7 protein-coding genes are annotated in these 11,179 nt (G+C 59.9%); 6 read left to right on the forward strand and 1 reads right to left on the reverse strand.

Annotation, left to right across the window (positions count from 1 at the left end):
- The first annotated feature begins 119 nt into the window (after positions 1-119).
- Both LQ220_RS06235 and LQ220_RS06240 read left to right on the forward strand, forming a co-directional pair.
- Positions 120-1,631, forward strand: a complete 1,512-nt coding sequence (locus LQ220_RS06235) for a hypothetical protein (RefSeq protein ID WP_230187441.1) — start codon at positions 120-122, stop codon at positions 1,629-1,631.
- 81 nt (positions 1,632-1,712) lie between these two features.
- The gene (locus tag LQ220_RS06240; RefSeq protein ID WP_230187442.1) at positions 1,713-4,436 is read left to right on the forward strand and encodes a TonB-dependent receptor; all 2,724 of its coding nucleotides are present in this window, start codon (positions 1,713-1,715) and stop codon (positions 4,434-4,436) included.
- Between the two features lie 24 nt (positions 4,437-4,460).
- Here the strand turns inward: LQ220_RS06240 and LQ220_RS06245 are convergent, their stop codons facing one another.
- Positions 4,461-5,108: a 2OG-Fe(II) oxygenase gene (locus LQ220_RS06245; RefSeq protein ID WP_230187443.1), complete on the reverse strand. Its 648-nt coding sequence runs from the start codon at positions 5,106-5,108 to the stop codon at positions 4,461-4,463.
- A 164-nt stretch (positions 5,109-5,272) separates the two neighbouring features.
- Between LQ220_RS06245 and LQ220_RS06250 the strand changes: the two genes are divergently transcribed.
- Genes LQ220_RS06250 through gspF form a run of 4 tightly spaced genes read left to right on the forward strand, consistent with a single transcriptional unit; the run spans position 5,273 to position 11,177 of the window.
- Positions 5,273-6,121, forward strand: coding sequence for a type II secretion system protein N (locus LQ220_RS06250; protein WP_230187525.1), 849 nt, complete (start codon positions 5,273-5,275; stop codon positions 6,119-6,121).
- The gene (gspD, locus tag LQ220_RS06255) at positions 6,118-8,334 is read left to right on the forward strand and encodes a type II secretion system secretin GspD (RefSeq protein ID WP_230187444.1); all 2,217 of its coding nucleotides are present in this window, start codon (positions 6,118-6,120) and stop codon (positions 8,332-8,334) included. Before LQ220_RS06250 ends, gspD begins: the two co-directional genes overlap by 4 nt.
- 52 nt (positions 8,335-8,386) lie before the next feature.
- Positions 8,387-9,964 carry a type II secretion system ATPase GspE gene (gspE, locus tag LQ220_RS06260; RefSeq protein ID WP_230187445.1) on the forward strand — a complete coding sequence of 526 codons (1,578 nt, stop codon included), beginning with the start codon at positions 8,387-8,389 and terminating at the stop codon, positions 9,962-9,964.
- Positions 9,957-11,177: a type II secretion system inner membrane protein GspF gene (gene gspF / locus LQ220_RS06265; protein WP_230187446.1), complete on the forward strand. Its 1,221-nt coding sequence runs from the start codon at positions 9,957-9,959 to the stop codon at positions 11,175-11,177. The genes gspE and gspF overlap by 8 nt, the downstream gene beginning before the upstream one ends.
- Positions 11,178-11,179 lie beyond the last annotated feature (2 nt).

Below are 11,179 nucleotides of genomic sequence, written 5' to 3' on the forward strand. Positions count from 1 at the left end.
GTCATCAGCAGAGCCTAGTCGCCGCTTCGAGGGCGGCAGGGGGCTTTGCTGATTCGTATTATTCCCCTTGGCGCTCCGCAGCCAATTCACATCCCGGTCAGGGCCGGAGCGGAGACACTATGTCCAAGATTTCACGCATTTCGACAATTTTGCTTGCAGGTTGCGCCTGTGCAGCATTGAGCGCCTGCGGTGCGGACAGCATTGCTTCGCCCGGCGAAGGCACGATTGTCATCCCGGCGCCCACGCCCACGCCCACGCCCACGCCCACGCCTACACCGACCCCCACGCCGACGGCAGCCGCGGCTTGTCCGACCGGCCCCTTCACCGATCGCGGTGTGATCGGCAACTTCCGTAACTGCGAACTCAGCGGTACGCTGGCCACGAGCCTTGCCCTGGCGAAACAGCCCGGCGTCATCTACTCGCTTTCCGGTCGTGTGAATGTCGGTACGGATGCAGGCGGTGCCAGCACGTCCACCGGCGTTACCCTCACGATCGATCCAGGCGTCATGATCTTCGCATCGAGTGGCCTTGATTATCTGGTCGTCAATCGCGGCAACCGCATCAATGCCGTCGGCACCGCGACGCAGCCGATCATCTTTACGTCGCGTCAGAATGTCCTCGGCACCGCAACCGACACCAGCTCGGGCCAGTGGGGTGGCGTCGTTCTCCTCGGTCGCGCGCCTATCTCTGACTGCCTTGCCAATCCCGACACCGACGGTGGTAACGCCACTTGCGAACGCATTCTGGAAGGTACCACGGACGTTCGCTTCGGCGGCGCTGCGCCTGCCGATAACAGCGGCACGATGCGCTATGTACAGATTCGCTACTCCGGTTTCGAACTGTCGGCAGGCAGCGAGCTTCAGGGTCTGACCTTGGGCGGCACGGGTTCGGGTACGGACATCAGCTTCATTCAGGTCCACAACAGCTCGGACGATGGTATCGAAGTGTTCGGTGGCCGCACTAACATGAAGCGCTTGGTTCTCACCGGCAACGAAGATGACAGCCTCGACACCGATGTCGGTTACAAGGCGTTCATCCAGTATGTCATCGCCGTACAGCGTTCGGTTGGTGACCGTCTGCTCGAGATCGACTCGACCGGTAACGTCGATCGCCTGCCGCGTCAGAACCTTCGCCTCGCCAACTTCACACTGGTCGGTAACAACGGCACCCGCGCCGTCACGCTGCATGGTGGAGCTGACTACAGCTTCATCAACGGCACGATCAAGGGCGCCACGAACTGCTTCGACATCGACAATGCGCAGACGATCGCAGCGACGGGTACGGACGAAGCTGGCCCGCCGGTATTCCGTTCCATGTATCTGGCTTGCACCAATCCGTTCGAAGACGATACCGACGTTACCGCAGCACAGATCGCAACGATCTTCGGCACCGGCACGAACGGCAACACCGCCGCTGGTACTTCGACGTTGGCCAGCATCTTCGTGAACGGCGCCAATGAAACGGCGGTCACGCCATTCGACGCTCGCACGCTCAGCACTTTCTTCGACACCACGACGTACATCGGGGCCGTGAAGGACGCGAACGACACCTGGTATCGTGGCTGGACATGCGACTCTTCGACAGCAACGTTCGGCAGCAACTCGCTCTGCACCGCGCTGCCTACCACCTAAGCATAACGGCCTGAAACGGGGTAGCGGACGCGATGCGCCGCTGCCCCGTAAGCCTATTTTATTCTAATTCGGGGATTAGCAATGTCGAAGCCGCTCAGCCTGGGGTGCCTGCTGCTCCTGACCACAGCATTGTCTGCACCTGCAGCCTTTGCCCAAACCTCTGCCGGAAGCGCGCCCGCCGCGCCGACTTCCGCTGCTCCGCCTGCGGCGGACCGTCCGCAGGACAGCACACCTCCTGCAGAAGAGCAGGTCGACATTTCCACGACTGGCGGCGACATCGGCGCGGATATTGTCGTTACCGGTCGCTTCATTCCTGAGCCAGTTCGGGCAACTGCGGAAGTCATCTCCGTGTTGTCTTCGGCGGATATCGCGCGCTCGGGCGATGGCGACGTGTCCGAAGCTCTCAACCGGGTTACGGGCTTGAGCGTTGTCGGCAACGGCTATGTCTATGTGCGTGGTCTGGGCGATCGCTATTCGCTGGCATTGCTGAACGGTCTTCCGCTGCCTTCGCCGGAGCCGCTGAAGCGCGTCGTTCCCCTCGATATTTTCCCGACCAGCGTTCTTGCGTCCGCATTGGTTCAAAAAAGCTACTCCGCCAATTACCCGGGCGAATTCGGCGGCGGTGTCATCAACCTGACCACCAAGTCGCAACCCGAAGAAGGTTTCGTAACGCTTAGCGCCTCGGTTGGTGCCAACCTCGAAACCACTGGGAAGCTGGGCTACACCTATTATGGTAGCAAGTCGGATTGGACGGGTTTTGACAGCGGCGCGCGTGACATTCCGCAACCTCTGAAGGCTGCCCTGAACAGCGGCAATGTTATTTCCGAAGGCGCTAATTTCTCGCCCGCCCAGCTCAAGACCATCGGGACGAGCCTTCTGAATAGCGCGACGAGCGTCGTGCAGCGTAACGGAAATATCCCGGCCAATTTCTCCGCTGAAATTTCCGGTGGCGATACCTACGATCTGGGCGGCGCGGATCTCGGGCTCATTGTCTCGGCGGGCTATCGTAACGGCTGGCAGACGCGCGATGCTATCCAGCAGTTTTCGAACAGCACGGATCTTGCCATCGGCAATGATTATCGTTCGGTGTTGACGCAAAATCGGATCGTGGTGAACGGCTTGCTGGGTCTGGGTCTTGAGTTCGACAAGAACAAGATCCGCTGGACCAACCTTTACATCCGCGACACCGTGAAGCAGGCGAAGCTGTCCCGGGGTACGGATTTAATCGCGAGCAGCGACGATATCGAGAATCTGAAGCAGGACACCGCATGGTATGAGCGTCAGCTTATCGCCACACAGTTGGTCGGTGAATTCAAGTTCGGCGATCTCGGTCTCGACCTGCGTGGTACTTATGCCAATTCGCAACGTGAAGCGCCCTATGAACGGAGCTTCACTTATGCGTTCACACGGCAGGACGGCATCAACGACTTCGTGAACGACCTTCGTTCGGTCAATCAGAATGCTCGGATCTCCTTCAGTGATCTCAACGAAGATGTCTTCGGCGCCGGTATCGATCTGTCCTATCGTCTGCCCACGAGCATCCCGGTCTCGATCACTGGCGGCTATGCTTTCAATGACACGAAGCGCAGTTCATCGCGTCGCGATTTCCGCTTCCTGCCATCGGGATCGCTTAACCTGGCCGTTGCGCAGCAACGTCCCGACTATCTGCTTTCGGATTATAATATCCAGACGTACAACATCCTGCTGACGGAAACGTCGGGCCAGTCGGGGGCTGCCGCTTTCGACGCCGCGCTTCAGGTCCATGCAGGTTACGGGCAGATCGAAGCAGAACTGGTCGATGGCCTGCGGGTCACCGGCGGTGTTCGGTATGAAGATGGCGATCAGTCGGTAACGCCGACCAACCTCTTCAACAGCAACGACCTTACGTTCCTTCAGCCCACTCGCATCACGAACAGCTATTGGCTGCCCGCCGGTACGATCACCTGGAACTTCAAGGAAGACATGCAACTGCGCGCATCGGCGTCGAAGACGATCGCCCGTCCGCAGTTCCGTGAGCTTGCACGCCAGTTGTACCAGGATGTCGATGCTGACCGTCAGTTCTTCGGCAACCCGTTCCTGCAGGACAGCAAACTCTTCAACGTAGAAGCCCGCTACGAATGGTATTTCGGTCGTGGCGAGCGCTTCAGCCTGGGTGGATTCTATAAGAAGATTGACAAGCCTATCGAAACCTTCGCGTTCATCCCGTCGGGATCGCTGACAGCCAGCTTCGCCAACGCACCGAAGGCAACGCTCTATGGTGCAGAACTGGAAGTCCAGAAGTTCGTGCCACTCGACACACTGTCGGATTCGAAGGCTTTTGCCAGCCGTCGGCTCGTGCTGATCGGCAACTACACCTACTCGGAATCTGAGATCAAGGTGGGGGCCAACGACAAGATCATTCTCCCCTTCGGTGAATTTGGCGAAGTGCGGAATGCCTCGGATTATTTCGACGACGGCGCACCGCTCACGGGTCAATCCAAGCATCTCGTCAACTTGCAGTTGGGTTTCGAAGATACCGACCGCCTGTCGCAACAGACGATCCTGCTGACTTACGCCAGCAAGCGCGTGACCAATCGTGGACCGGAAAATCAGCCGGATATCTTTGAAAAGCCCGGCATCAAACTTGATGTCGTGCTGCGCGAAGGCTTTGAATTTTATGGCCGCGAACTCGAATTGAAGCTGGAAGGCCGCAACCTTACCAACACCAAGTTCCAGGAATATCAGACCAACGGAACGAACCGCATTGACGTGAACACCTACAAATTGGGTCGCGCCTTTACTTTCGGTGCCAGCTACAAGTTCTAATCGCCAATAAGAACGGCCTTGGGCTCACGCCCAGGGTCGTTCGCGATACCATTTCGTGATCACATATTTGACCCCGCTACGGACCTTCATTCCATGATGGATCGTAGCGGGGTTAAATGTGCCATCCGCGTTGCGATTGTCCCACGCCAGCAGCTTGCCCGACTCCGGCTGCACCGTCTTGCCTACTTTGGTGAACCGCGTCGCGCCGCCTGCTTGGGGCAGGTTCAGGTAGATCATGAACGTCCAGGTGCGGTTGCCTGCGACGGAGCAATATTTGGCAAAGTCAGTGCCATGCGGCTCGAAGTAATCGGTGTGCGCCTTGAATTCCTGTCCCACGGCGTAACGCTGACCCTGCAATGGCTCGCCGTAGATCGGGTCGATCCCGGCATAGTTGGCGATCAGGCGATCGACGTTCGCAACGAACGGGTCCAGAGGATCGAGATCGCAGGTTTCGCTCGTCCGAAAATACCCGTCCCCATTGGGATCGGCGATGGTCGAGGGGCGGCGATCCTTCTCTATCCGCGCGATCAGTTCTGCACATTGCGTGCCTGACAGAAAGTCGCGCTGGATGAACAGCGTCAGATCGCGGTTGGGAAAGCGCATCGCACCGGGATGGGCGGCGATCCGCGCGGCATCGGCGTCTGCGCGCCATAGGTCGGATGGAGAAGCCATGTGGCTTGCCTAAACAAAATTATTGCCGCCGCCAACGGGTTGATGCACTGCAATAAAACTGTCGCAATTGCGTCATGTAAGCGTAAGAATAGACGCCTAGCACCACGCCGTCGGCGCTTACTGCCAAAGGGATCGCTAAAGCTATGCAGATTGCGATGACCGAAATGCTGCGGACCAGATCGGTGTCTTTGGTCCGGCGTTTGCCGCGACCCGATATGCAGCGCATCAATGGCGTAGCGGCACTCGAATGGCTCATGCTCGCGCTTCTGGCGATTCAGATCGCGCGCCTCGTCTGGGCAATTGTCACGCCCGTGGACAGCTTTGGCAACTGGCAGGGTCGTCAGGCAGTCATTCCATCGACAGCGGAACGGCAAACGCTCTTCACACAGTTCGATCCCTTTTTCCGCACGCCGAACGCTGCCAGTGGCACGCCGGTCGTCACGTCCCTTTCGATTACCGTGTATGGAATCCGCGTGAACGAAGGATCGGGGTTGGGCAGCGCAATAATCGCGACGCCCGATGGCGTGCAAAACAGCTTCGCCGTGGGGGACGAAATTCTGCCCGGCGTAAAGCTCAAATCTGTGTCCTTCGATCATATTGTCATCGATCGCGGCGGTGCGGAGGAAACCGTATTCCTTGACCAGTCGCAGGCAGCGCCAGTGGCCGATCCTGCATCGGTTCCGCCGGCATCCGGCGGAACCGGCCAATCTGTACCGTCCCCTGTAGCATTGCAGGATCTTACGGCCGCCGCGATCAAATCGGACATCGGTTTCAGCCCGCGGAGCGAAAGCGGCCGTATCACTGGCGTTGTCCTGTCGCCAAAAGGTCCGGCCTTTCAGCGCGCCGGATTTCTGGCAGGTGACATCGTGACGCAGATCAACGGTCGTCCCATAAGCAGCGCGTCTGACCTTCAGGTGCTTCAGGGGCAGATATCCCCCGGCGCGCGCCTTTCCCTTATCGTGGAGCGCGGCGCCAGCACCGTTCCCATCGCCCTGACATTGCAAGGTTCATGAAAACACAGCTCTTTCTTCGTGGCGCCGCTCTTGCGCTGGTGCTGTCTGCACCATTCTCGACGCCTGTTCAGGCCCAGCAAACGCTCAACGTTCGCGACGCCGATATCCGGGCCTTCATCCAGGACGCGGCGCGGGTCACCGGCAGAACGTTCATCATCGACAGTCGGGTTCAGGGGAAGGTTTCGGTCGTCACGGATCGCCCGTTAAGCCGTTCTGAATATTTTGAAATTTTCCTTTCGACCCTGCGCGCCAATGGCCTTGTCGCCGTGCCTTCAGCGGGCGGTGCCTATCGCATTCAACCCGCCGAAGGCGCTGCCGGTCAGCCGAGCAGCGTCGGGCGCGCCGCCAGTCGCAATCAGTTCGTTACGGAAGTGTTCCGATTGCGCTCTATTGACGCAGCGTCGGCTTTGGAAACACTGCGCCCGCTCGTGAGCCGCGATGGATCGGTTACCGCCAATCGCGCCGGAAACAGCATCGTCGTTGCCGATTACGCTGATAACATCCAGCGCATCCGCCAGGTGATCGGTCGGATCGACCGAGATACCGCCGCGACTGAAATGGTCATGCTGAAAAATGCAGGCGCCCGTGAAATCGCAACATCGCTGCAGGCGCTCGTCGGCAATGGCGGGGGCGGTGAAGGCGGGGCCGGGGCAGGGGCAGCAGCCACCGTTGTACCCATCGACAGCAGTAACGCGATTGCCATTCGCGGTGATGCGGGCACTGTCGCCCGCCTCGCCAACATGGCGCGCAGCCTGGATAAGCAAGCGGCCAGTGGCACCGAAATTCGTGTATTCTGGCTCGAACATGCCGATGCAGAAAAGCTGCTGCCCGTATTGCAGCAGCTCGTCGGTCAGGGCGGCGGCACACAGGCCATCGAAGCGGCGAGGTCCAGCGCGTCAGGCGCGAAGGGCGCACCCCCGGCTGCTGCCCCGGCGCCCGTTTCGGTATCGAGCAGTCCGGCATCGGGCGGCGGCATATCCACACGCGGCCCGGCCATCGTAACCCGTTATGAAGGTGCCAACGCCATCATCGTCGCCGCTAACAGCGATGTACAACGCATGTTGGGCGAAACGATTCGCCAGATCGATACACGCCGCGAACAGGTGTTGGTCGAAGCGATCATCGTGGAAATCGGCGACAGCGCAGCGCGCCAGCTTGGCGTGCAATTCCTGTTGGGTAGCACCAAAACCGGCTTTGCTGCGACTAACTACAGCAACGCCAATCCCAACATTCTGACTCTTGCCGGGGCATATGCGTCCACGAAACTTGGCCAGACGACGACGACGGTTGTCGCGCCGGACGGTACGCGCACGACCACCAGCACCACCGAAAACGGCGATCTTTCCAGTACGCTGCAAAAGGCCGCTGTCGACTCCCTGCTCAACGCCACCGGCGGATTCGGCGGGCTCGCGACCAACATCGGTAAAAACGGCCTGTTTGGTGCGATCATCAACGCCGTGCGCAGCGACACCGACAGCAATATCCTGTCGACGCCTTCGGTGATGACGCTCGACAATCAGAAGGCCAGCATCCTCGTCGGGCAGGAAGTTCCGGTCACGACCGGCGAAGCGCTGAGCCAGAATTTCGACAATCAGTTCCGTACTGTACAGCGTCAGAATGTCGGTGTGCAGCTCGAGGTGAAGCCTCAGATCAACGCAGGCGGCGCCATCAAGTTGTTCCTGCGGCAAGAAGTCAGCAGCATCGCGGGGCCTGTTTCCAGCAACAGCAGCGACCTCATCATCAACAAGCGCGAGATTGAAACTACGGTCACCGTCGACGATGGCGAAATCCTGGCACTGGGCGGTCTGCTGGACGACAACGAGCGCCGTACGATCGAACGCATTCCCTTCCTCAGCGATATTCCCTTGCTCGGCGAATTGTTCAAGTCGCGCAGCCGGTCGCGCGCCAAAACGAACCTCATGGTCTTCATCCGCCCAACGATCTTGCGTAGCAAGGAAGATGCTCAGCGGCTGACTGCGCAGCGTTACGGCTATATTCGCGGCCAGCAACTGCTTAGCAATCCCGACAGCGAACCGAGCCTCGACGAGCTGCTGCGCGATTACATGGGTACCACGCCGCCCGTACCGGTTCAGGCAGGCGATGTGACGGCTCCGGGCAGCGTTACCGCACCAGAAGTGACGACGCCGGAAGTCAAATCCTCGACCAGCGTGGTCCGCCCCGTCGCCATTCCGCCAAGCGAGCCACCGAAATGATATTGCACGTGTCGACTTATTTCGATGGCGCGCACCTTCAGGAGTGCGGCGCATGAAAATCGGTCGTGGCGGTCCCGACGATGACTCGATCGTATCTGAAAATCCGCTCGCTATCTCGCCGCATATCGCACCGCGTCTGATCGACATTCCTTACGGCTTCGCGCGCAAGTTCGGGGTCGTTTTGCTCGGTGTTGAGGAAGGTGCACGTCTGGCGGTGGCCTTCCGCGAACGCGGCGATCCCCGTGTTCTCCTTGAGGTGCGTCGTCACCTCGCCCAGAGCTTCGACGTGCGCTTTGTGGATGACGTGCAATTCGACAAGCACCTGTCCCAGCATTATGCGATGGACGGCAGCGCTGCGGCGATGGCCGGGTCGATGGAAGTCGGTGCCGACGAACTGGACCTGATCGCTGGGGACATTCCCACCGCCGACGATCTGCTCGACAGCGCAGACGACGCTCCTGCCATCCGCCTGATCAACGGCATCATTGCCGAAGCCGCGCGGCAGGGTGTGTCGGATATTCATATTGAGCCCTATGAAACGGGCCTAGTTGTCCGGATGCGGATCGACGGCGTATTGCGGGAAACGCTCCGCATGCCGCCGCATGTCGCGCCAGTGGTCGTCAGCCGCGTCAAGGTGATGGCGCGCCTCGACATCGCCGAACGCCGCGTGCCGCAGGATGGACGTATCGGCTTAACGCTGGGTGGCAAGCTGCTCGACGTGCGCGTCTCTACCTTGCCAAGCCGCGCTGGCGAGCGCGTGGTGCTGCGTATTCTTGACAAGGAAAATGCCGGATTGTCGCTCGATGTGTTGGGGATGACCGGCAATGCCGACCGCATTTTCCGCGAGGCGCTGGCCGAACCCAATGGCATCATCCTGGTCACCGGGCCGACCGGTTCGGGCAAGACGACGACGCTGTACGGCGGCCTGCGCCAGTTGAACGACGGTAGCCGGAATATTCTGACCGTCGAAGATCCCGTTGAATACGCCATCGACGGCGTCGGCCAGACGCAGGTGAATCCCAAGGTCGGGCTGACGTTCGCGGCGGGCCTTCGCGCGATTCTGCGTCAGGATCCTGACGTGGTAATGATCGGCGAAATCCGTGACCGTGAGACTGCAGAGATCGCGGTACAGGCTTCGCTCACTGGCCATCTGGTTTTGTCCACTGTCCATACCAACGATGCCGTGGGCGCCATCACCCGGATGCGCGACATGCGCGTCGAACCGTTTCTGCTGGCCTCCACGCTGCGCGCTGTGATTGCTCAGCGGCTGGTGCGACGCTTGTGCCAGCATTGCCGTGAGCCGGTACAAGCAGACAAATCCGCCTCCGCCTTGCTCGGCTTCGATCTGGGGACCATCGTCTACAAAGCGAAGGGGTGCCCGGAATGCGGCGAGACAGGGTTCAAGGGCCGCATCGGCGTGTTCGAAGCTATCCGCATCGACGACACCATTCGTCGGCTTATCAACGACGGCGGCGATGAATCGCTGATCGCGCGTCACGCCTTCCTCAACGCGCCCAATCTGGGGTCTGCGGCTAGAGCGTTGGTCCGTGACGGTCAGACTACGGCCGAGGAAGCTATCCGGATTTCGCGCCGCGAAGCCGAGCCGGAAGCTGTAAAAGCCGATGCCTGAATTCGATTATCTCGCCATCGACCCGGCGGGTCGCGAGAAGCGAGGGAAGGTGCGTGCCGACACGATCGACGACGCAAAGGCGCGACTGGATGCGCGCAAGCTTTTCGTCGTCAAGGTCGATGCGGGTCTGACCGCGACGGCCCCGGCAGGACGCGCTCTGCTCGCCCGTCGTGGCAAGAAACTGTCGCCCAAGGAACTGACGCTGTTCACCCGTCAGCTTTCGACGCTGGTGCAGGTCAGCCCGCTTGAAGAATCGCTGCGTACCATTTCTCGGCAAAGTGAGCAGGATCACGTCCGCGCTGTCATCGGTCGGGTGCATGCCGGGGTAATGGAAGGCCGCCGTCTGTCCGACGCGCTCGGTGCCGATCCCCGCAGCTTCCCGCCGCTTTACCGCGCGATGATCTCCGCAGGCGAAAGCTCCGGCAGCCTTCCCACGATTATGGAACGTCTCGCCGACCTGATGGAGCGGCAAGCGGTTATCCGGTCGAAGGTGACGACAGCCGTCGCCTATCCGACCGTGCTTGCGGTGTTCGCGGTTACTGTCGTGATTGCTTTGATGGTGTTTGTCGTCCCCAAAATCGTCGAGCAATTTGATACAATTGGTCAACAATTGCCGTTGCTTACGCGCATAGTCATCGGCATATCCAACATGCTGGTAAACTACTGGTATGTGTTTTTAGGTGTCGGCTTATTTGCCGGGTTGGCCGGGTGGTACGCCCTGCGGCAGCCCGCAATCCGCTATCGGTTCGATGGCTTTTTGTTGCGCCTGCCAGTCATAGGTCGCCTGATCCGCGATCTTCACGCCGCCCGCCTTGCACGTACGCTGTCCACTATGGTCGCCAGCCGATTGCCCCTGATGGAAGGGCTCGCGCTGACCGCCAACACCGTTCACAATCGCGTCCTGCGCCGTGCCTCTGACGACCTCGTCGTGGCCATTCGCGGCGGCGGCAGCCTGTCAGCGGCGTTGCGTCGTGCAGGGGTCTTCCCACCGCTGCTGGTATATCTCACAGCCAGCGGAGAAGCCGCCGGACGGCTCGACACCATGCTGGAACGCGCGGCAGATTATCTGGAACGGGAGTTCGACAGCTTTACGTCCACTGCGCTAGCCATGCTGGAACCGATCATCATTATCTTGATGGGCGGCCTAGTTGCCGTCATCATCCTCTCCATCCTTCTTCCCATCCTGCAATTGCAAAGCCTTACAGGTGTTTAAGT

It is taken from the genome of Sphingobium sp. CECT 9361 (genome assembly GCF_918741285.1).
In the GTDB taxonomy this organism is placed as follows: domain Bacteria; phylum Pseudomonadota; class Alphaproteobacteria; order Sphingomonadales; family Sphingomonadaceae; genus Sphingobium.